General features: G+C 54.2%; 17 protein-coding genes. 1 reads left to right on the top strand and 16 read right to left on the bottom strand.

Going from position 1 to position 22,025, the window contains the following annotated elements; genetic code table 11:
- Window positions 1–21: 21 nt before the first annotated feature.
- Window positions 22–2,781, bottom strand: a complete 2,760-nt coding sequence (gene secA, locus AC8GE9_RS05170) for a preprotein translocase subunit SecA (RefSeq protein ID WP_506676041.1) — start codon at window positions 2,779–2,781, stop codon at window positions 22–24.
- Window positions 2,782–2,870: 89 nt separating this feature from the next.
- The gene (locus tag AC8GE9_RS05165; RefSeq protein WP_506676040.1) at window positions 2,871–3,851 is read right to left on the bottom strand and encodes a M23 family metallopeptidase; all 981 of its coding nucleotides are present in this window, start codon (window positions 3,849–3,851) and stop codon (window positions 2,871–2,873) included.
- Between the two features lie 17 nt (window positions 3,852–3,868).
- Here AC8GE9_RS05165 and AC8GE9_RS05160 point away from each other — a divergent pair, with 17 nt between their 5' ends.
- A complete protein-coding gene (locus tag AC8GE9_RS05160; RefSeq protein WP_506676039.1) occupies window positions 3,869–4,417 on the top strand; it encodes a DciA family protein in 549 nt (182 codons plus the stop codon).
- Here the strand turns inward: AC8GE9_RS05160 and lpxC are convergent.
- From lpxC to rsmH, 14 genes are all read right to left on the bottom strand, one after another.
- Window positions 4,356–5,279, bottom strand: a complete 924-nt coding sequence (lpxC, locus tag AC8GE9_RS05155; RefSeq protein ID WP_506676038.1) for a UDP-3-O-acyl-N-acetylglucosamine deacetylase — start codon at window positions 5,277–5,279, stop codon at window positions 4,356–4,358. The two genes, AC8GE9_RS05160 and lpxC, sit on opposite strands and share 62 nt — an antisense overlap.
- A 170-nt stretch (window positions 5,280–5,449) precedes the next feature.
- Complete coding sequence (ftsZ, locus tag AC8GE9_RS05150) at window positions 5,450–6,613, bottom strand: cell division protein FtsZ (RefSeq protein WP_506676319.1); 1,164 nt, start codon at window positions 6,611–6,613, stop codon at window positions 5,450–5,452.
- A 170-nt stretch (window positions 6,614–6,783) separates the two neighbouring features.
- Entirely contained in the window at window positions 6,784–8,010 is a 1,227-nt protein-coding gene (gene ftsA / locus AC8GE9_RS05145; protein WP_506676037.1) for a cell division protein FtsA, read from the bottom strand.
- A 4-nt stretch (window positions 8,011–8,014) separates the two neighbouring features.
- Complete coding sequence (locus tag AC8GE9_RS05140; protein WP_506676036.1) at window positions 8,015–8,821, bottom strand: cell division protein FtsQ/DivIB; 807 nt, start codon at window positions 8,819–8,821, stop codon at window positions 8,015–8,017.
- Between the two features lie 12 nt (window positions 8,822–8,833).
- A complete protein-coding gene (locus AC8GE9_RS05135; protein ID WP_506676035.1) occupies window positions 8,834–9,790 on the bottom strand; it encodes a D-alanine--D-alanine ligase in 957 nt (318 codons plus the stop codon).
- On the bottom strand, window positions 9,787–11,184 hold the full coding sequence (gene murC / locus AC8GE9_RS05130) for a UDP-N-acetylmuramate--L-alanine ligase (RefSeq protein WP_506676034.1): 1,398 nt from the start codon (window positions 11,182–11,184) through the stop codon (window positions 9,787–9,789). The genes AC8GE9_RS05135 and murC overlap by 4 nt, the downstream gene beginning before the upstream one ends.
- On the bottom strand, window positions 11,181–12,260 hold the full coding sequence (gene murG / locus AC8GE9_RS05125; protein WP_506676033.1) for an undecaprenyldiphospho-muramoylpentapeptide beta-N-acetylglucosaminyltransferase: 1,080 nt from the start codon (window positions 12,258–12,260) through the stop codon (window positions 11,181–11,183). The genes murC and murG overlap by 4 nt, the downstream gene beginning before the upstream one ends.
- On the bottom strand, window positions 12,257–13,447 hold the full coding sequence (gene ftsW, locus AC8GE9_RS05120; protein ID WP_506676032.1) for a putative lipid II flippase FtsW: 1,191 nt from the start codon (window positions 13,445–13,447) through the stop codon (window positions 12,257–12,259). Before ftsW ends, murG begins: the two co-directional genes overlap by 4 nt.
- Window positions 13,444–14,976, bottom strand: a complete 1,533-nt coding sequence (gene murD, locus AC8GE9_RS05115) for a UDP-N-acetylmuramoyl-L-alanine--D-glutamate ligase (RefSeq protein WP_506676031.1) — start codon at window positions 14,974–14,976, stop codon at window positions 13,444–13,446. The genes ftsW and murD overlap by 4 nt, the downstream gene beginning before the upstream one ends.
- Window positions 14,973–16,145: a phospho-N-acetylmuramoyl-pentapeptide-transferase gene (mraY, locus tag AC8GE9_RS05110; protein ID WP_506676030.1), complete on the bottom strand. Its 1,173-nt coding sequence runs from the start codon at window positions 16,143–16,145 to the stop codon at window positions 14,973–14,975. The genes murD and mraY overlap by 4 nt, the downstream gene beginning before the upstream one ends.
- A complete protein-coding gene (gene murF, locus AC8GE9_RS05105) occupies window positions 16,135–18,969 on the bottom strand; it encodes a bifunctional UDP-N-acetylmuramoyl-L-alanyl-D-glutamate--2,6-diaminopimelate ligase MurE/UDP-N-acetylmuramoyl-tripeptide--D-alanyl-D-alanine ligase MurF (protein WP_506676029.1) in 2,835 nt (944 codons plus the stop codon). The genes mraY and murF overlap by 11 nt, the downstream gene beginning before the upstream one ends.
- Window positions 18,966–20,696 (bottom strand): peptidoglycan D,D-transpeptidase FtsI family protein, encoded by a 1,731-nt coding sequence (locus tag AC8GE9_RS05100; protein ID WP_506676028.1) that lies wholly within the window; start codon window positions 20,694–20,696, stop codon window positions 18,966–18,968. Before AC8GE9_RS05100 ends, murF begins: the two co-directional genes overlap by 4 nt.
- Complete coding sequence (gene ftsL, locus AC8GE9_RS05095; protein WP_506676027.1) at window positions 20,693–20,989, bottom strand: cell division protein FtsL; 297 nt, start codon at window positions 20,987–20,989, stop codon at window positions 20,693–20,695. The genes AC8GE9_RS05100 and ftsL overlap by 4 nt, the downstream gene beginning before the upstream one ends.
- Window positions 20,989–22,023 (bottom strand): 16S rRNA (cytosine(1402)-N(4))-methyltransferase RsmH, encoded by a 1,035-nt coding sequence (gene rsmH, locus AC8GE9_RS05090; RefSeq protein WP_506676026.1) that lies wholly within the window; start codon window positions 22,021–22,023, stop codon window positions 20,989–20,991. The genes ftsL and rsmH overlap by 1 nt, the downstream gene beginning before the upstream one ends.
- Between the last annotated feature and the right edge of the window lie 2 nt (window positions 22,024–22,025).

Raw genomic sequence — 22,025 nt, 5'->3', positions numbered from 1 at the left:
GCAGGAAGATAAGGTTAAAAATCAGGTCAATTGACCGTGGCACTGCTTGTACTTTTTACCACTGCCGCAAGGACAAGGGTCGTTACGACCAACCTTGGGAGCGGCGTTGCGCAACGTACCGGGATGCTCTTGGGCAACGGCTCGACGCTGAGTCTGCGTTTCCTCCGACTTCGCCTCTTCGTAATTGGTGTGCTGATACTGAACGTTTTGCATTTGAACGGCACGGGCTGCTTCAGCTTCTGCTTGGTCAATCTCTTCTTGTGTCTGAATACGCACCGTCATGAGGATACGTACGACGTCATCACGCACGCGATCGAGCATGCCTGAAAATAACTCGAACGCCTCACGCTTGTACTCTTGCTTGGGGTTCTTTTGAGCATAGCCGCGCAAATGAATACCCTGGCGCAAGTGATCCAGCGCCGAAAGATGTTCACGCCATGCAGTATCAATGACTTGCAGCATAATAGAACGCTCAAAGCCGGACCACGACTCCGCACCCACGGCCTCGACCTTTTGCTGATAGGCAGCCTGAGCCGCCTGCAGGACCTGCTCGAGGATATCTTCTTCGGAAACGCTTTTGGTATCACGCAAGTAATCAGACAAGGGGACATTGAGTTGCCAGTCAGATTCCAGCGCTTTTTGCAACGCATCGATATCCCACTGCTCTTCGACCGAGCCTGCAGGTACATATTTGGCGACTAAGTCTGTAAATGCACCCTGCCGCAAATTATCAATCGTCTCGGCAATGGATTGTGCTTCGAGCACCTCGTTGCGCTGTGCGTAAAGCACCTTGCGCTGATCATTGGAGACATCATCGTACTCAAGCAACTGTTTGCGTACGTCAAAGTTGCGACCCTCAACCTTGCGCTGTGCGGTCTCGATCGAGCGCGACACCATGCCAGCCTCGATCGGCTCGCCTTCGGGCAGTTTGAGTCGATCCATAATGGCTCGGACACGATCACCCGCAAATATACGCATGAGCGGGTCTTCGAGTGACAAATAGAAACGCGAAGAGCCGGGATCACCTTGGCGTCCAGCACGACCACGCAACTGATTGTCGATGCGTCGCGACTCGTGACGTTCTGTACCGATGATGCGCAAACCACCCGCAGCCTTGACTTGTTCATTCATTGGCAGCCATTGCGCACGTATCGACTCGATCTGAGCGGACTTATCTGCCTCGCTTAGCGCTTCATTTTCACGCACGGTCTCGATGATTTTCTCAATGCTACCGCCCAGCACGATATCCGTTCCACGACCCGCCATGTTGGTGGCAATCGTGATGTTGCCCGGCTTGCCAGCCTGAGCCACGATCTCCGCCTCTCGCGCGTGCTGCTTGGCGTTGAGCACTTCGTGGCGCAGGCCAGCTTTAATCAGCAAACCAGAAAGCAGCTCGGAGTTTTCGATACTCGTTGTTCCCACAAGCACAGGTTGCCCGCGTTGCTGGCAGTCCCGAATATCTTCGAGAATTGCATTAAATTTTTCACCTGCTGTTTTAAAAATCTGATCATTCTGATCGGCACGGACCATCGGGCGATTGGTCGGCACAATGACAGTTTCGAGCCCGTAAATTTCCTGGAACTCGTACGCTTCGGTGTCCGCCGTACCCGTCATACCGCCAAGCTTTTCGTACATGCGGAAATAATTCTGGAACGTAATCGACGCCATGGTCTGATTTTCGTTTTGAATTTTCGCGCCTTCTTTGGCTTCGACAGCTTGATGCAAACCATCGGACCAACGACGACCCGCCATCAGACGACCCGTGAACTCATCAACAATCACCACCTCGCCCTCTTGCACCACATAGTGCTGATCAAGATGGAAGAGATTATGAGCGCGCAATGCAGCCATCAAATGATGCATCAGCGTGATATTGCGCGCCTCATATAAAGACTGGCCAGCAGGGAGCAGGCCAAGCTCAGTCAGAATTTCTTCGGACCGCACATGCCCAGACTCAGAAAGGAAAATCTGATGATTTTTTTCATCAACCCAGAAGTGTCCTTCGGGTTCTGGTTCCTGGGGTTTGGGTTCCGTGGCCATTCGTTGCAACATAGCCGGCACGACGTTCACCCGCACATACATCTCAGTATGATCTTCTGCTTGTCCTGAAATGATCAAAGGCGTGCGCGCCTCATCAATCAAAATCGAATCAACTTCGTCAACGATCGCGAACACGAGCGTGCGCTGGCGACGATCCTCCGCGCGATGTTCCATGTTGTCACGCAGATAATCAAAACCAAACTCGTTGTTCGTCCCGTAGGTAATATCAGCGCGATAAGCTGCGATTTTTTCTTCGTTAGTCTGCTGGGGTACAACAACGCCCACGGACAAGCCTAGAAAGTGATAAAGGCGTCCCATCCAAGCTGCATCGCGTCGCGCAAGATAATCATTGACTGTCACGACATGAGTGCCACGCTCAGTCAGCGCATTGAGGTAGACCGGCAGCGTCGCCATCAAGGTCTTACCCTCTCCGGTTCGCATTTCCGCAATTTTTCCACTGTGCAACACCATACCGCCGATTAACTGCACATCGAAATGTCGCATCCCAAAAACGCGCACACTCGCCTCGCGCACGACTGCGAAGGCTTCGGGCAATAGAGCGTCAAGCTTGACACCGGCTTGAATACGCTCGCGGAAACTGTCCGTTTTCGCGCGCAACGCCTCGTCCGATAAGGCCTGCATCTGCGGCTCAAGCTGATTGATTTGCTCAACCTGCCGTCTCAACTGTTTGAGTGTGCGATCGTTACGGCTACCGAAGATTTTTTTTAGCAAAGAGAACATGCGTGATGAACCTGTTCGAGTTCCCGCGTCAAAACACGAGAAAAACTAAGAAATTGTTAGTGTGGTGATTACCCATTAAGGTGTTGAGTTTAACGCACGCGCGGCTGCCATGTCATCGAGGATGACCCTGCGACAGGTCGCGCACTAGCCACCGGCGTTGTGATCGGTTGTCCGGCTAAAAAAGCTCGGGGATCGAGGGGTTTGTCATCTTTTCTAACTTCGAAGTGTAAATGGGGCCCCGTAGACAGGCCTGTCGAGCCCACGCGTGCGATCAACTGTCCCCGGGTCACAACCTCACCCTCTTTGACTAAAATAGTCTTGGCGTGTGCGTAACGCGTCATCAAACCCTCGCCGTGATCAATTTCCACCATATTGCCGTAACCACGGTGCACCGTCACGGTCCTCACCACCCCACCTGCTGCCGCGCGTATCGGCGTGTCATGAGGCGCACTAAAGTCCAAACCCTCGTGCATGCTCATCTGACCGTTAAACGGGTTACGTCGCCAGCCATAGGACGAGCTCAGATACGGGTAGAACTCGATGGGCATCGCTGTCGGCAAGCGCGCGACAGTTGCGGCTTGTTGCGTCACCGCCAGATCCAGCATCGACAAATAATCCCCTTGCCTAGACAGATTTTTTTGTAACCAGCCCAATTCACCCTCGAGCTGTGCAAGAGGTGGAGTATTTGCCTCGGAAGCGGGGACCCAAAGGTCATCCAACACAAAAGTCGCCTCAGGCAACTCAGGCACGATCGTGACATCTTTGTCGGGCAAACCTGCGACTTTAGCCACACGCTGACCCAAACCGTCAAGACGTGCTACGGTAGCCTGTAGCTCGCCCACCTTGGTCGCAAGTAAGCGCATCGCCTGCACATCTGAAACTGGAGGAGAGGACACGACGGGACGCACAACATGCGTTTCGGGCTGCACCGTCCAAAGCAAGCGTTGCAAGGCGGCGCCTGCAATCAAGGCCACCACAAACAAAAGACCGCCTATTAGGATTAGACGGCTTACACTCACCGTAATGGGTGCATATTGCCCCTGCCGCGAAGGCATAATGACTAACTTCATCTCATCATCCTTTAACTATGGTCGCTTCCCCACCTCGCCGATCGCACACTAATGGGCAATCTGGCAGCACCCATTTAATTGGGTGGCTGGGTCACGACTCGCAATCAGCCAACGTATTGGCGACTGCGCAAATGCATCTCAAAATGCGAAGTGCCGTGGTCAGTGCGCTTCCGCAAAATATGCGCAGCGCCTTCGAGGTTGTGAAACTTGAAAACCATGTTCTGACGCTGATGGTTTCGAGTGCTGCGTTCGCTGCGAAGTTCCGTCAATTAGCGCCACGTGTTACGACGCACATGCAATCACTGGGTTGGAACGTCGCTGAAATAAAGTTAAAAGTTCAAGGAGGGCTTGGGCTACCAGAGGTCGCAAAACCCCCTAGAGAAGCTCGCACATTGGATCAACAAGACCTTAAGGCATTTGAGGAGTTACGCGGCGCCTTGCGTCCAGGTCCTCTTGCCGATGCCGTCGCAAAACTACTCAGGCATCATCAACCTCAAGGCACGACTAAGCCAGTTTCCACTCCTGCTGATATGCAGCAGGAGCCTCGGCCTGAGAACCATAAGTAACGATCTCCCAAGCATCTTTTTGGGCTAGTAAACTCAAGGCCAGTTGGTTATTGAGCGCATGACCGGATTTACACGCCACATAGCGCGCGACAAGAGGCTTACCAATCAGATAGAGGTCGCCAACGGCATCCAGAATCTTGTGTTTAACAAACTCATCGTCGTAACGAAGACCGTCAGTATTCAGGACGCGATACTCATCCATCACGATCGCGTTATCCAAACTACCACCACGCGCCAATCCCATGGAACGTAAAGTTTCGACTTCGTTGACGAAACCAAAAGTGCGTGCGCGCGCGATCTCTTTGACATAAGACTGTGTCGCAAAATCGATCTCGGCGAAGTTGGCAGTCGAATTAATCGCAGGATGGCGAAAATCAATGGAAAACGCCAAAGCAAAGCCATCATGAGGCTCAAGGCGAGCCCATTTGGCTTGGACGCCCTCGCCTTCGCTGACTTCGATGGTTTTGAGGACACGCAAAAATTTCTTGGGTGCGTTTTGTTCCTCGATACCCGCCGAACGCAGCAAGTAAATAAACGTCGCCGCGCTACCGTCCATGATCGGGACTTCTTCGGCGGTCAAATCAATATGAAGATTGTCGATGCCCAAGCCCGCGAGAGCCGACATCAGGTGCTCGACTGTTGACACGCGGCCCACACCCTCTCCAAGTACGGAAGCCATCCGCGTATCTCGCACCATCGCAGCCTGCGCAGGAATATCAACGACCTCAGGCAAATCGACCCGATGAAAGACAATCCCCGTATCAGGCGCGGCTGGGCGCAGCGTCAACTCGACACGGCGGCCAGAGTGAAGGCCGACCCCTGTGGTCTTGACGAGATTTTTAAGCGTACGTTGGCGAAACATAAGTAAAAGAAAATTCCTTGAAATCTGGCACTATTGTACCGCTTTTGGTGCTTATTGCATCGCAAAAAAAGGGGCGACAAGACACCCGGCCTGGGGCAGACCGGGTGCCAAACCAAAAACCAGAAGCCTCAAAAGAGGCCTAAGGTATAGGGAGTCAGATGCTTAGACGATCAATCCGCCTGACGACGCAAAAACGCAGGGATGTCGTAGTGCTCCATTCCCGACGTCTCAAGCGCGCGCACTTGAGCGCTTGCTTGCGAGCGAGGGTTACGCAACACCGAAGGCACACCCAGATCCTGACTGTTGTGACCAACAAGCATGTTATCCGTCCCTGTGCGCTGCATTTCCATTGGCTCCGAGACGAGCACTGGACGGCTTTGCGCACGGCCTAAGCCTGTCGCCACAACCGTCACACGCAAGTTATCGCCCATCGTGTCGTCATAAGCCGTACCAAAGATCACTGTCGCTTCAGGCGCTGCAAATCCGCTGATGTGATCCATAATGGCACGCGTCTCTTTCATCTTGAGCGAGCTGCTTGCCGTAATGTTGACCAACACGCCACGCGCACCGTTCAAGTTCACGCCTTCGAGCAACGGACATGCCACGGCTTGCTCTGCGGCAACCTTGGCGCGATCCGGTCCAGCAGCCATCGCGGTACCTAGCATCGCTTGACCTTGCTCGCCCATAATGGTCTTGACGTCTTCAAAGTCGACGTTCACGTTACCTTCGACGTTAATAATTTCGGCGATTCCGGCACACGCGTTATGCAAGACATCGTCAGCCGCCTTGAAACAATCCGCCTGCGTAGCATCCTCATCCATCAATTCGTACAGATTTTCATTCAACACAACGATGAGCGAATGCACAGACTTGGATAACTCATTGATGCCGTCTTCCGACATTTTCATGCGCTTGGTGCCTTCAAAGGAGAAAGGCTTGGTGACGACGCCGACCGTCAAAATACCAAGTTCCTTAGCCACCTCAGCCACCACGGGACCCGCGCCCGTACCGGTGCCACCGCCCATGCCTGCGGTAATAAACACCATATTGGCGCCGCTTAGTGCAGAGCGAATTTCCTCGCGCGCCAATTCGGCTGCTGCACGGCCCTGATCAGGCTTGGCACCCGCACCCAAACCAGTACGACCCAGACGAATCTGGACAGGCGCATTGGTTGCAGCCAATGCTTGCGCATCGGTGTTGCAGCAAATGAAATCGACGCCCTGTACCCCGGAACGAATCATATGCGAGACAGCATTGCCGCCCGCTCCACCAACACCGACGACTTTAATGACGGTGCCCTTATTGGCGTTATCTAACATTTCAAACATCATGATTGACTCCCTCAAGTCTTAAACTTCGAACGTTTCTAAATTCCCCAAACTACATTTTAGAAATCGTCTCAAACCCGATGCCGAACGTATCCGCATCGGGCTTGAAACATCTCCACTTCAAGCCGAGTCGCACCATTGCTGCTCGACTTGTTTGATGTCCGAAGACATCAAATTCATTGCGTAAACCACTCTTTCATCCGTGCCAATATAGCTTTAAAACTTCCTGACGTCTGCGTAAATTTACGACCACGCAAGCGCTGCATTCTCGCCTCGCCCAACAAGCCCATGACCGTCGCAAAACGGGGGCTGCGCATCACATCCGCCAAGCTCCCGTCATACTCAGGCACCGCCACGCGTACAGGCTTTAAAAAGACATCCTCGGCGAGTTCAACCATACCCGGCATCATCGACGATCCACCGGTGAGCACCACGCCAGAGGACAACAGGTCTTCATAGCCAGACTCGCGGATCACTTGCTGCACCAAGCCAAACAGTTCTTCGACGCGCGGCTCTATCACCGCACCCAGCGCCTGACGCTTGACTTGCCTAGGACCGCGATCGCCGAGGCCAGGAACCTCGACCACTTCGTCTGGACTCGCGAGCACTTGCTTGGCCACGCCGAAACGTAATTTGATGTCTTCAGCATCTGGCGTTGGCGTGCGCAGCATGGCCGCGATATCGCTGGTGATCTGATCTCCGGCAATCGGTAGGACGGCTGTATGACGAATCGCCCCACCCGTATAGATCGCGACATCGGTTGTGCCACCACCAATGTCGACCAACACCACGCCTAACTCTTTTTCGTCTGCTGTCAAACATGCGAGGCTGGAAGCAAGCGGCTGTAAGATCAAATCCTGCACTTCCAAACCGCAGCGGCGCACACATTTCACGATGTTCTGAGCCGCGCTCACCGCGCCCGTGACAATGTGCACTTTGACTTCCAGGCGCAAGCCGCTCATTCCGATAGGCTCGCGGATGTCCTCTTGTCCATCCACGATGAACTCTTGAGTCAACACATGCAGGACTTGTTGATCCGTCGGAATATTCACCGCCTTAGCCGTTTCGATCACGCGCGCGACATCCGCCGCCGTGACTTCCTTGTCTTTAACGGCCACCATGCCGCTCGAATTGAAGCTACGGATATGACTACCCGCAATACCGGTATAGACGTCGCGAATTTTGCAATCCGCCATCAGTTCTGCTTCTTCGAGGGCGCGCTGGATGGAGTTGACCGTAGTCTCAATATTGACTACGACTCCTTTGCGCATACCTCGGGACTCGTGCTGGCCCAAGCCAAGCACTTCAAAACGCCCCTCGGGCAATACCTCGGCGACGACAGCAACTACTTTGCTGGTGCCGATATCGAGGGCGACGATCAGATCCTTGATGTCACGGGTCATGGCGTTATCGTTTCTTTTTGAGTTGAGGGTTTTCGGGTAAGGCTGCAAGCGTTAGTGCAAAACCGTTGGGATACCGCAGATCGGCATGCGTCACCGCCCGATCTCCAATTTTTTGGCTTGCCATGGGCAAAGCCTGAACAAACCGTTGTATGCGCTCCGCAAAAGGCAAAGCGCCCGGAATACCACCCTGCGGATCGGGTGCGTCGGCACCTGGATCGCGACCGAGTGCCAGCGTCATACCATTTGAGAGCGTGACTTGCCACGCTAAGCGATCGCTGAGTGAGAGCTTGCGAACGGTCACATCCAAAGGCGCGAACCAACGCGCGAGTTCGGCGTAGCGATGGACCACGAGCCCCTCTTTGCCCTCGGGACCGTCGAATTGGGGCAGCACCACATCGTCGTCCAGTTCCCCTTGGTTCGCGGTAAAGACCTGTCCCCAGGTATTGAGCATCTGACTCTCGTTCCACAACGCAAGCGGTTGTTGCTCTTCGATCGAGACCCTGATCGCGTTGGGCCAAATGCGCCTGACGGAAGCGGAACGAACCCAGGGCGCATCCTCGAATACTTTCTGCGCATCGACTAAGTTGATCGTAAAGAAATTGCCCGTCAGATTTCCCGCAATGGCGTTTTGAATACTCGCCGGCGTCACATAATGCAAAGTCGAATTGGGCGCGGGCTCGATCTCGATCGCTTGCAGTTCGAATTGTGGTCGCTGAATCAGCCAATAGATCCCCCCGGCCAACATGGCCAGCACCGCCAACACCATGAGGGTGTTGGCAAGACGGTTGATCGTACGGGCTTCGTTCCACACAAATAACTCCGCTTATCCTTGAAGCTGATTGACGCGTCCCACTTTACAGCGCGCGTCCTTCAGTATGTTTACACATAACTCGGGATAACTCATCCCGACCGCTTTAGCCGCCATCGGCACAAGCGAATGACCCGTCATCCCGGGCGAGGTATTCATTTCAATCAGCCAAGGACGGTCTTGCGCATCCAAAATCACATCTGCGCGTCCCCAGCCTTCGCAACCCAGCGCACGATAAGCCTGCACACTCAGCTCAGCGATGTGCTGCGACAGGGCGGGTGCAATCGGTGCCGGACACAAATACTGGGTCTCGTCCGAAAAATATTTATTCTGGTAGTCGTAGTTACCACCTGGCGCGACTATCTCGATGGGCGGCAGCGCTCTCGCGCTCGGGCCTCGACCCAATACTGCGACCGTCAACTCGCGTCCGGTAATGAACTGCTCTGCCAATACGACCTCGTCGTAGCGCGCAGCAAGCCGATAGCCGTCGACCAGCGCGTCTACTTCGCTGACTTTGACGATACCAAGCGTTGAGCCTTCATGCGGCGGCTTCATCATCAGAGGCAAACCCAAGGCCGAAGCCGCTGCGGACACGCCATCCTCACCCGTCAGCTCTACATAGCCAGGCGTTGGTAATCCCGCCTGAAGCCAGACACGCTTAGTCATGACTTTGTCCATGGCAAGGCTCGAAGCCATCGGACCACTGCCCGTGTAAGGGATCCCCAATAATTCCAAGGCTCCCTGCAAGGTGCCATCCTCACCATAACGTCCGTGCAAGGCGATAAACACACGATCAAAGCCCTGCTGTGCAAGCTCCGACAAACTGCGCATACCGGTATCGAACAAATGCGCATCCACGCCTTGACTGCGCAGCGCGGCATGAACGCCACCACCTGACATCAGCGAAACCTCTCGTTCCGCGGATTTTCCACCATAGAGCACGCCGACCTTGCCGAGATTTAGAGGACTCATCGCATACCCCCTAATTGTTCGGGAACCTTGCTGATCGAGCCCGCCCCCATCACGATGACCACATCACCTGCTTGTGCAAAATCCCGAATCGCTTTGTGCATCGTGCCAACATCTTCGACAAACACAGGCTCCACCTTGCCGGCGACGCGCACGCCACGCGCAAGCGCACGTCCATCGGCTGCGACGAGTGCGGGCTCGCCTGCCGCATAGACTTCCGTCAGCAGCACGGCATCCGCAGAGCTTAGGACTTTGACGAAATCCTCAAAACAATCTCTTGTGCGCGTGTAGCGATGAGGCTGAAACGCCAACACAATACGTCTTTCAGGCCAAGCGCCTCGTGCAGCCGCCAAGGTCGCCGCCATTTCAACGGGATGATGTCCATAGTCATCAATCACGCTGAACATGCCGCCGTTTTTAGCCTTGAAGTCACCCACCTGCGTAAATCGTCTACCTACACCACCGAAACTCGACAAGGCGCTGGCGATGGCGACATCGTCCACACCCAGCTCTGTTGCGACGGAGATCGCAGCCAACGCATTCAATACGTTGTGCAATCCTGGCAGGTTTAACTCAACTGACATCTTGGGCAAGGCGCCCTGGCGTGTTTGACGCTCCACATCGAACATCATCCGCGTACCCGTTGCGCGCACGTTGGTCGCGCGGACTTGTGCGTCTGCGTGAACGCCATAAGTAATGACTGGTCTGGATACAAACGGCAAAATCTCACGAACATTCGCATCGTCAGAACACACGATCGCACTGCCATAAAAAGGCAAACGCTGCGTAAACTCGACAAACGCACTCTTGAGTTTTGCGACATCGTGACCATAAGTATCCATATGGTCAGCATCAATGTTGGTGATGATCGCCATCACGGGTAAAAGATTCAAAAAGGAAGCATCGGACTCGTCGGCTTCGACGACGATAAAGTCGCCCTGTCCTAAACCGGCATTCGCACCCGCAGAGTTCAACCGACCGCCGATCACAAAAGTAGGATCAAGCCCGCCTGCAGCCAGAACGCTCGCCACCAAGCTCGTCGTTGTCGTTTTTCCATGCGTGCCGGCCACGGCGATCCCGCGCTTGAGTCGCATCAACTCGGCCAACATGACCGCGCGCGGCACCACAGGAATCCGAGCCTCGCGCGCCGCGATCACCTCAGGATTGTTATTGGCCACCGCCGTCGATGTCACGATCGCGTCTGCACCTCTCACGTTTTCAGCCTGATGGCCTATAGAAATCAACGCACCAAGATCGGCTAAACGTTGCGTGACTGCGGACTGTGACAAATCTGAGCCAGAGATACGATAGCCAAGATTGAGCAATACCTCGGCGATACCGCTCATGCCAGAGCCGCCAATGCCCACGAAATGGATATGCTCGATTCGATGCTTCATTTCACCACTCCGACTAATTCTTCACAAATATCCGCGATCCGCTCGGCGGCCATGGGTCGCGCGTGTGCTCGGGCGCGCTGCGCGACATCCGCGAGCTCCGGACGCGCGCGTTCAACAAGCCATTGCGCCATCTGCGGCGCCGTCAGATTTTCTTGTTGCAACAACCAAGCAGAACCATCTTCACTCAAAAATCTTGCATTGGCGGTTTGATGATCATCGACAGCATGTGGAAAAGGTATAAAAAGAGCCGCGACGCCGGCCGCGGCGACTTCTGCAACCGTCATCGCTCCCGCGCGACAAATCAGCAGATCGGCTTGGCCTAACGCCTGCGCCATATCATCGATAAATGCCACGCAATCCGCCTGAACGCCGACCTGTTTGTAGGCCGCTTCAAGCGCTTCCAAATTTTTTGCACCAGACTGATGTACAACCAATGGACGCTGCGCCTCTGGTATCAAGGCAAGTGCCTCGGGAATGACCTTATTCAATACAGTAGCACCGAGACTACCGCCGACCACGAGCACGCGCAAAGGTCCCATGCGTTGCGCATAACGTTGTGCAGGCTCAGGCAACGCCACGACATCCTGACGCACCGGGTTGCCGACCACCTCGGCACCCGGCAAGGCACCCGGAAATCCCGCCAAGACACGCTTAGAAATTTTAGCGAGTGCTTTATTTGCCATGCCTGCGATAGCATTTTGTTCATGTAAAACCAAGGGGCGAGTACGCAACACACTCACAACGCCGCCTGGAAATGAGACATAGCCGCCCATCCCTAACACCACGTTCGGACGAATCGTGGAGAAATGGCGCCATGCTTGATACAAGGCGCGCATCAACAAAAATGGTGCGAGTAATTTGGCACGCAGACCGCGACCGCGCAAACCTGCAAAACGTAAAGGGGCTAATTCATAACCGCGCGCAGGAACAATCTGTCCTTCCATTTTTTCAGGATGACCTAGCCAACGGACTGTCCAACCACGCGTACGCAAAACATCGGCTACGGCCAGCCCGGGCATGATATGCCCGCCCGTACCACCGGCCATAATCAAAATCGTGGGAGAGGCGCTTGTCATGAGCGGACCCCTCGCATCAAATTTCGGTTTTCAACGTCAACCCGCAACACAAGCGCCACCGCAATCAGGTTCATCAACAAACCCGAACCGCCGTAGCTCACGAAAGGTAAAGTCAACCCTTTCGTTGGCAATACACCCAAGCAGACACCCACATTAATAAAGGCCTGAACGCCAAACCAAATTCCAATACCCTGCGCCACCAAGCCACCAAAAACTCTTTCCATGGCAATGGCCTGCCTACCAATTTCAAAACAGCGCTGCACCACGACGGCAAAAAGCACCAAAACCAACATGATGCCGACAAAGCCTAACTCCTCGCCGATCACTGCGACAATAAAGTCAGTGTGCGCCTCAGGTAGATAGTGCAATTTCTCGACACTACTTCCGAGCCCTACCCCTGTCCACTCTCCCCGTCCCACTGCCATCAAAGAGTGCGACAACTGATAGGCCGTTGATTGTGCGTACACAGGATTCCAGGGATCAAGATAGGCAAAAACCCGCTCAAGTCGCCAAGGCGTTAGCCAAATAATGAGAGCGAAACCAGACAATAAAATGCCAGCGAGAGAGGAAAATATTTTTGCACTGATTCCACCCAAAAAGAGAATACCCATCACGATGGTGACAGTCACGATCAACGCGCCTAGGTCAGGCTGTTTGAGTAATAAAAGTGCGACAAAGCCTAAAATCAACGCAATCGGCACAAAGCCTCGAAAAAAACTTTGCAAGTGCTCTTTTTTGCGGATGACGTAATCGGCCGTCAAAAGAATGACGGCAAACTTCATCAGTTCCGAAGGCTGAAACGTCACGGGCCCCACCGGTAACCAACGCATCGCGTTGTTCGCTTTTTTACCGATGCCAGGGATGATCACCAATACAAGTAAGAGCACCGTGATACAAAACAAACCAATTGTCATCCGACGCCAGGCCGTCATCGGGACGGTCAAGACCATCGTGGAGACAAAAAGTCCAATCGCCACGTAAGCACATTGGCGCAGTACAAAAGAGTAACGGCCATAATTGGCGCGCGGTCCATCAGCGAGCGCAATCGCCGCCGAATACACCATCAAAATTCCGAGTCCCACCAAAATACTGGTCGCGATCACAAGCGGCAAGTCGTAATTACGCATGGTCGTTCGACCTGGGGATACCGCATTGACGCTGCCGGTCAGCTCTGCGAAGAGGCTCATACTACCTCTCCTTGATCAAGCGCGAGATCCATCACAGTGTCAACAAATACTTGACCACGATGAGGGTAGTTGTTAAACATATCGAAACTTGCGCATGCTGGCGAGAGAACAATGGCGTCTCCCTCTTGCGCATGCTCAAACGCCTGCAATACGGCATGCTGCATATCGCGCGCCAACACACAAGGCACAGCAGAGGGGGCTAGCACCTGCGACAACAGGGGCCCGTCCTGACCGATCAAAATCGCTGCGCTGACATGGCGCTTGATCACAGGCACCAACGGTTCAAAGTCCTGGCCCTTGCCTACGCCGCCTGCAATCAATACGATTCGACGACCAAGCCCCTCGATTCCGGCAGCGGTGGCGCCCACATTGGTGCCCTTGCTATCGTTGAAAAAATCAACACCCCGTATGCTACGCACAAACGCCATACGATGCGGCTCACCCTCATACTCTGAGGCTGCCCGCAGCATAGGTGCCCAATTCGCGCCACATGCACGACCGAGCAACAAGGCAGCCTGACAATTGAGCGCATTATGCAAACCTTTGATACCCAAGGCGTCGACGGGCATTAAACGCAGCATACGTCCGACTTGCCGCTCCGGGGCGGGCGCATTTTTTTTGCGTCTTGTCGGGGCGGGCACATCATCCTCGAACTCTGTTGCCTCCGAAGAGCATAACCACATCACATCATGACTGACCTCGATCCCGACATCACCGATCAGCATCGGCGTATCACGCCCAAAACTACGAGCATTCATCGCACGTTGAGAGTCGATCAATGACATGACATTGGCATCATCGCGATTCAAGATCCACTGATCCGCCATGGGGAAAATTCGCGCCTTCGCTTCGCGATACGCTTGCATCGTGATATGCCAGTCGAGATGGTCTTGCGTCAAATTCAATACCGTCGCAGCCGTCATCTGCAAACTACGTGTCGTTTCCAACTGAAAGCTCGAGAGCTCGAGCACCCAGACATCGGGTAAGTCTTGTTGGTCCAAGGCCTCCATTAACGCATGCAACGCCGCGGGGCTGATATTGCCGGCAGCTCTTGCGCGCAAACCTGAAGCCTCAAGCATGCGACGCGTCAGGGCGGTGACAGTCGTCTTTCCATTGGTGCCCGTGATCCCTAGCACTTTAGGTGCGTATTGACGCTCTGCATTTAACATCTTGAGTGCGCGAGCAAACAACTCGATCTCGCCAGTCATTTCAACGTCGCGCGCTTTTGCAGCCTCGAGCAACTCGCGCACTGGCGACATACCCGGCGAGAGTCCAGGACTGAGGACCAGTTGTTGGACGTCATCGAGCAAGGATTCGTCAAATACATCACACCCCAGATGCCACTCGACACGCTTGGCGTCAAGCTCGGCGGTCAGCGCCTCCAAGCCGGCAGGCGTCGCACGCGTATCGGCAATGCGCAGCAACGCTCCATTGCGCGCGCACCAGCGAGCGGCGGCAATACCTGTCTCACCGAGCCCTACGATCAGGACACGTAAAGGAAGGCCAGAGGACACGACTGCTTCGTTCATCGAATCTTCAAAGAAGATAAACCAATCAACACCAGCATCATGCTGATGATCCAAAACCTAATCACGACTTGTGTTTCTTTCCATCCACCCACTTCAAAGTGGTGATGTAGAGGCGCCATGCGCAGCACCCGCCTACCTTCCCCATATCTCCGCTTGGTGTATTTGAACCAAAACACTTGCACCATCACCGATACCGTTTCAGCCACAAACACACCGCCCATGATGAACAGTACGATTTCCTGCCTCACGATGATGGCCATCGTGCCAAGCATGCCGCCCAACGCGAGAGCGCCAACATCGCCCATAAAGACTTGCGCAGGATGCGCGTTGAACCACAAAAATGCGAGGCCTGCGCCGGCAAGCGCCGCGCACAACACCATTAACTCACCTGCGCCAGGCACATAAGGGAACAAGAGGTATTTCGAGTAATCCACCCGGCCCACCACGTACGCAAAAATCCCAAGCGCTGAACCCACCATCACAGTCGGCATAATGGCCAACCCATCTAACCCGTCCGTTAAATTGACGGCATTGCTTGTGCCGACAATCACAAGCCAACTCAGCGCCACAAAACCAAACACACCCAATGGGTAAGTGATCGTTTTGAAAAAAGGCACCATCAAATCCGTACGCGTGGGGAGATCGATCGTAAAACCACTCATCACCCAATCACGCATCAAAGGCCAAACATTCGCAGTCGCGGGGGCCGATACTGCGAAGGTGAGATAAACAGCGGCCACTAAACCGATCAATGCTTGCCAGAAAAATTTCTGCCGCGCGGGCATGCCCTCGGGATCGCGATGAACGACTTTTCGATAGTCATCGACCCAGCCGATCCAGCCAAATCCAAAGGTCACGAGTAACACGACCCAAACAAAACGGTTAGTCCAATCGGCCCATAGCAAGGTGCTCATCCCAATCGAAATCAGAATTAGCGCACCTCCCATCGTGGGTGTTCCGGTCTTGACAAGATGCGTCTGAGGACCGTAACTACGGACAGCTTGTCCGATCTTGAGGGCCGTTAGACGCCGAATCACAAATGGCCCGGCAACCAAGCCTATGAGCAGCGAGGTCGCGCATGCGAGCACGGCCCGCAGCGTGATGTACTCAAACACAGCAAAGCTGCGAATGTGGTTGTCTGCTATCCAACCAAACAGTTCATACAGCATGCTTCACCGCACCCTCGGGATGAATCCCTTTTGTTTTTAGATAATCTTTTACGATGCGCTCCATGCGCATAAACCGCGAGCCCTTCACCAACACACTCTTCGCAGAAAGCGCGCGCAACATTTCGCACAACTGCTCCGACGACGTGCCAATCACGCCTGACGCGCCAAAAGCGCGGGCACTTTCACGCGTCGCCTCTCCAAGCGTCAGCAAGTGCTCAACGCCCCGTTCACGCGCATATGCGCCAATTTCACGATGCATTTCCGGACCGTTGTCACCAACCTCACCCATATCGCCAAGCACGAGCACTCGTGGTGCAGGCAAGGTGGCGAGCACATCAATGGCGGCGCGCACAGAATCAGGATTGGCGTTGTAACTGTCGTCGATTAACACGCTTTGGTTGTTTAAACGATGTGTTTGCATCCGACCCGCTACGGCCTGAAAACTTTCCAAGCCCAGAGCAATCGCCGAGCGAGGCGCGCCGGCCGAATGCGCGCAAGCCGCTGCGGCCAGAGCATTACGTACATTATGCAAACCCGGCACTGACAGTTGAATATTGCATTGACCATCAGGCAGATTCAAGACGAAAGCCGAGCCAAGCGCATCGGTTTGAATCTCGCTTGGCCACACCTCAGCTTGTTCTGTCATACCAAACCGCAACGAAGGATGCTGGCTCGACAAACGACCCCATAGCGCGGAAAATTCTTCATCCTCAGGATAAATCTTGATGCCGTCCTCGCTGAGCGAATCAAAAACCGAGCCGTTTTCACGCGCGACAGCTTCTACGCTCGCCATAAACTCTTGGTGCTCTCTTTGTGCGTTGTTGACTAACGCAACCGTTGGCTCCACGAGCCGAGCGAGCACCTCGATTTCGCCAGGATGGTTCATACCCAACTCAATCACAGCAGCTTGATGCGCACGACGCAAACGCAGCAGCGTCAACGGCACACCAAGCTCGTTATTCAAATTGCCGACCGTTGCCAAGCTTTGTTCGTGGCCAAGCCACGTAACCAAGATAGAGGCGATCATTTCTTTGGTCGTCGTTTTGCCGTTGCTGCCAGTGACGGCAATCATCGGGATCGAGAATTGACGACGCCAAGCTTGACCCAGCGCGAGTAACGCTGCGCGCGTGTCACCCAGTGCAATTTGAGGGAGCGCAAGGGTCGCATCACTCTGGTCGACGATTGCCACACTCGCGCCTAATTCCGCGACTTGTTTTAAAAAATCGTGTCCGTCGAAATTCTCACCACGAAGGGCAACAAAGACCGCACCCGCATCAAGCTTGCGTGAATCCGTCTGCACCGGACGCTCTTGTCTTAATACAAAGGCTGCCTGCGCCCACTGACGATCATCAAACACATGGCGGACACCGTACACTTCTTGATACGTCTCGTGTCCCTTGCCTGCAATGAGAATCACATCGTTAGCATCTGCGCCCAGCACGGTTTGAAGAATCGCTTGTGCCCGATCTTCAATAATAAGAACATTCTTTTTTGATGTATCAGGAAGATCGGCAACGATATTGGCCAAAATTGTCGCAGGCTCTTCATTTCGCGGATTATCGCTTGTCACAATCACATGATCGGCCAAGCGTTGAGCAACACTCCCCATAATGGGACGCTTACCCGCATCGCGATTCCCGCCACAACCAAAGACACACCAGAGTTTGCCTTGTCGCGACTGGGTCAAAGGACGTAACGTCCTAAGAACGCGATCCAATGCGTCCGGCGTGTGGGCATAATCCACGACGACCACAGGCACGGCCACTTTCGACAAAAGAGAGGTCACACGTTCGAGTCGTCCATCGACCGGATTCAAATCGGTAATCGCTGCACTGATTTTTTTCAGATCCCAGCCTAACGCTTGCAGTATGCCCGAGACACATAACAAGTTCGACACGTTGTGGTTACCCAGAGCACGGCTTTGTACCTGCTCTTGTCTGCCCTGCGACTTGAGTATAAAGGCCTTGCCATGCGCTTGCGGCTGCAACTCGCTCGCCGTCAGCGTCGCGCTACCCGCTTGATTCGTAATACTGTAAGTCAACACCGCACATGAGACTTGCTGAGCGAGTCGAACACCCACCGGATCATCCAGATTCAAGACGGCAAACTTCAGTCCAGGCCATGCAAACAATCTGGCCTTTACCTCTTCGTATGCCTGCATGGTCTTGTGATAATCGAGGTGATCACGCGACAAATTGGTGTAGCCGGCAATATGAATCCGGACGCCATCTAGACGCCCCTGATCCAGCCCGATCGAAGACGCCTCCATCGCAACATAGTCGGCACCGACTTCGTGCAGCATCGCCAAGGTTTTATGTACCGAAATCACATCGGGCGTTGTCAATTGTCCTGGCACTAAATAGCCGTCAGGATATGTCACGCCCAGGGTGCCGATCACCCCCACCCGTTGACCATCGCCTCTGAGAGCTTGAGACAGCCAATCGACACAACTTGTTTTTCCGTTCGTGCCTGTCACTGCAATCACGGTCAGCTTTGCTGAAGGACTGCCATACCAAAGGTCCGCCAATGCGCCCAAGCGCGCCTTTAAACCGAGCACGGTAAAAAGCGGTACCTCAGCATCGATGGATTGCCATGCCTGAGGATCATCGACCTGCATCACCACGGCAGAGGCACCACGCTCGATCGCCGCAGCAATAAAGTCACGTCCGTCGCTCAGCTTCCCAGAGATCGCGACAAATACATCACCAGGCATCACCAAACGAGAGTCGGACGTTAAGTGTGCGCCACACTCCACGGTCCGTCGCAACCATGCGATGAGATTCTCATTGGACGTGCTGTCGTCGATCAACACTGAACGCGTCATCGGGCACCTCCCTGAGTGGCAGCCACCACCGACGAAGAGAAAGGCGCATCAGGCTGCACCCCCATAATGCGCAACGTACTACCCACGATAGAAGAAAAAACCGGCGCAGCCACCAAGCCACCGTAGTAAGCCCCCGAGCTCGGCTCGTCGATCGTCACAGCGACCACGATGCGCGGATCGGAAACTGGCGCAAAACCGACAAAAGATCCCCGATAACGGCTTGTGCTGTAACGCCCATCCACGATTTTTCGCGCGGTTCCGCTCTTGCCAGCGACACGATACCCCTGAACGGCTGCGGCTTTAGATCCCTCGGGTCCCGCAGCAGTCTCGAGCATGATGCGCACACGCTTTGCCACATCTGGCTGAAAAATACGCGTGCTCGCCATCGCATGATCCCGCTTGACGAGGGACAAGCCCACCATATCCCCATCCCGGGCGAAGGCCGTATAGGCGCGTGCCATTTGCAGCAAAGACACTGATAATCCATAGCCATATGACATGGTGGCTTTTTCAATCAAACGCCACCTTTCCCAAGGCCGTAGACGACCTGCGACTGCACCAGGAAAGCCTGTCTGCGGCACCTGACCAAAGCCCAAGTCATTAAAGCGCGCCCACATTTCGCGAGATTCAAGCTTTTCAGAAATTAATGTCATCCCAATATTGCTAGACTTAATCAGGACACCGCTCGTATCCAAGACACCATTGGCCTTGACATCACTAATGATCGCGCCTTGATACGGAAACTTACCGTTGCCCGTCCTAAATTGCGAGGTGGGCGTGATGCGATTGAGCTCCAAGGCCAGCGCCAACGTGAAGGGCTTCATGATCGATCCAGGCTCAAACGTATCGGTCAGAGCCTGATTGCGTAAATTTCCACTTCTGAAAGACTCGCGCTTATTAGGATCGTAGGTTGGCATATTGCCCAACGCGAGAATCTCTCCCGTTTTGACATCAATCACCACCGCCGCAGCACCTTTGGCCTTTGTAGTGGCCATCGCATCCTGCAACGCGCGATAGACCTGGTATTGAATCCGCGTATCGATGGATAGTTTGATGTCGCGACCATCCTCCGGAGAGTCGATTTCGCGAACATCATCAATATTGCGCCCCATCCTATCCTTCATCACGCGACGACTTCCTGCCCGACCGGCCAGTTGATCATTGAACGCAAGCTCTATGCCCTCTTGACCCTTGTCATCGAGATTATTCAAACCAACAATATTGCCCGTGACCGAGCCTTCAGGATAAAAACGACGATTATCCGGATGCAAACTGACTCCAGAAATGCGTAGCTGTTCGATTTTTTTACCGATATCGAGCGGCACCTGCCGCTTAAGATAGATAAAGTTTCTTTTCTCATCCGCGACTCTCTTGCGCAGTTCAGCCAGAGGCATCTCAAGCAGATCAGCAAGACTTTGCATCTTGGCGACCGAAGTCTCACGGTGCTGACGTGGCTGAAAAGCGACTGCATTCGCGGGAATACTCGCCGCCAACACCACATCGTGACGATCTAAAATTTTTCCTCGGCTTGCATGCAAGGTCAGCGTATGCTCATAACGCTTTTCGCCCTGCTGCTGCAAAAACTCAGTTGTGATCCCTTGCAAGTAAATAGCGCGTCCAGCCAACACCAAAAAGCCCAGACCAAACAAAATCAGTATTAAACGACCGCGCCACATCGGATAACTCATCTGCAGCACGGGGTTTTTAAAGAAAGGCATGCGTTTCATCGCGCACCTCCTTGCGTACCCGAACCAGAACGTGGCTGTGCCACGTAGACCGTGCGATCAGGCACGATGCCTGTCATCTTGAGTTCTTCGCGCGCCAAGCGATCAACTTTGGCATTGTTAGACTCCGCAGCCCTGTCAAGCTGAAGTCGGCGCCAGTCGATTTCAAGCTCGTGCGACTTTTCCTTGTATCGATCGAGCTGATCATAGAGCTGGCGAGATTGATAGCGCGCCGTGACCAACGATGATGCCGAAAACATCAAGACCAGCGCGACGAGAATGCAGACACGACCCATCAATGTCCTCCTCTCTTGTGCCGAGAGGGGACTGCGACCGGCAATAACGTTACTGTCCGTTCAGCCACGCGTAAAACGGCAGAGCGCGAGCGTGGGTTCTCGCTGATCTCGCTATCCGAAGGCAGCACCCGAGCTAACGCAAGCAAAACGGGCTGAGGCATTTCGCTTTCGCGAAGAGGGAGGCGGGCATACGCAGCTTCCGGACGGGATGCTGCTGCAATAAACTGCTTGACGACGCGATCTTCCAACGAGTGGAAGCTAATCACGGCCATACGTCCGCCTGTTTTCAGTAAGGTCAGAGTTGCCTGGAGGGCGCTCTCGAGCTCTTCGAGCTCACGATTGATGTAAATCCGTAAAGCTTGAAAGGTGCGTGTAGCCGGATGCTGGCTCTTTTCGCGCGTGCGGACGGTGCTTGACACGAGCTCGGCGAGGTCGAGCGTGGTAAGCAGCGGACTTGTTGCGCGGCGAGCAGCAATCGCCTTTGCAATCTGAAAAGCAAACCGTTCTTCGCCATATCGAACTATGACCTCCCGCATCTCATCAACACTTGCCAGCGCCAACCATTGCGCCACTGTCTCGCCGCGCGTCGTATCCATTCGCATATCGAGCGGACCTTCGCGCATAAAAGAAAAACCTCGGGTGGCGTCATCAATCTGTGGGGAGGAAACTCCCAGATCCAACATCACGCCATCCACTTCGTTCACATCTCGCGCAGACAACGCACTCAACATGTCGCCAAAACCCTCGTGAATCACCGTGACTCGGCTATCCACGCGGGCCAACTCCTGCGCCACCTCAATCGCCTGCGGATCCTTATCAAATACGTAAAGCTTTGCATCTGGATTTAACTTTTGCAGCAACAATCTCGAATGACCACCCCGCCCAAACGTCGCATCAACAAAAACGCCGGATAGCCTCGCGGTCTGCGTATCAGTATTTGCCGAGGTCTTAGAGGCGCGCTTGCCGTAACCCGGCAACACTAAGGCTTCAACAGTCGGCTCGAGCAGCACGGGCCGATGACTGAACACAGTCACGA

The sequence above is a fragment of the Zwartia lucis genome (genome assembly GCF_965234455.1).
In the GTDB taxonomy this organism is placed as follows: domain Bacteria; phylum Pseudomonadota; class Gammaproteobacteria; order Burkholderiales; family Burkholderiaceae_B; genus Zwartia; species Zwartia lucis.
This window is presented reverse-complemented; position numbering and strand designations above follow the sequence as displayed.

Excerpts from the sequence above, each read along its gene's own strand:
- murG (WP_506676033.1), bottom strand. The coding sequence starts at position 12,260 with ATGACAAGCGCCTCTCCCACGATTTTGATTATGGCCGGTGGTACGGGC.
- murD (WP_506676031.1), bottom strand. The coding sequence starts at position 14,976 with ATGAACGAAGCAGTCGTGTCCTCTGGCCTTCCTTTACGTGTCCTGATC.
- mraY (WP_506676030.1), bottom strand. The coding sequence starts at position 16,145 with ATGCTGTATGAACTGTTTGGTTGGATAGCAGACAACCACATTCGCAGC.
- murC (WP_506676034.1), bottom strand. The coding sequence starts at position 11,184 with ATGAAGCATCGAATCGAGCATATCCATTTCGTGGGCATTGGCGGCTCT.
- murF (WP_506676029.1), bottom strand. The coding sequence starts at position 18,969 with ATGACGCGTTCAGTGTTGATCGACGACAGCACGTCCAATGAGAATCTC.
- lpxC (WP_506676038.1), bottom strand. The coding sequence starts at position 5,279 with ATGTTTCGCCAACGTACGCTTAAAAATCTCGTCAAGACCACAGGGGTC.
- AC8GE9_RS05135 (WP_506676035.1), bottom strand. The coding sequence starts at position 9,790 with ATGAGTCCTCTAAATCTCGGCAAGGTCGGCGTGCTCTATGGTGGAAAA.
- ftsL (WP_506676027.1), bottom strand. The coding sequence starts at position 20,989 with ATGGGTCGTGTCTGCATTCTCGTCGCGCTGGTCTTGATGTTTTCGGCA.
- AC8GE9_RS05100 (WP_506676028.1), bottom strand. The coding sequence starts at position 20,696 with ATGAAACGCATGCCTTTCTTTAAAAACCCCGTGCTGCAGATGAGTTAT.
- AC8GE9_RS05160 (WP_506676039.1), top strand. The coding sequence starts at position 3,869 with ATGGTCGCTTCCCCACCTCGCCGATCGCACACTAATGGGCAATCTGGC.
- AC8GE9_RS05165 (WP_506676040.1), bottom strand. The coding sequence starts at position 3,851 with ATGAAGTTAGTCATTATGCCTTCGCGGCAGGGGCAATATGCACCCATT.
- ftsW (WP_506676032.1), bottom strand. The coding sequence starts at position 13,447 with ATGAGCCTCTTCGCAGAGCTGACCGGCAGCGTCAATGCGGTATCCCCA.
- secA (WP_506676041.1), bottom strand. The coding sequence starts at position 2,781 with ATGTTCTCTTTGCTAAAAAAAATCTTCGGTAGCCGTAACGATCGCACA.
- ftsA (WP_506676037.1), bottom strand. The coding sequence starts at position 8,010 with ATGACCCGTGACATCAAGGATCTGATCGTCGCCCTCGATATCGGCACC.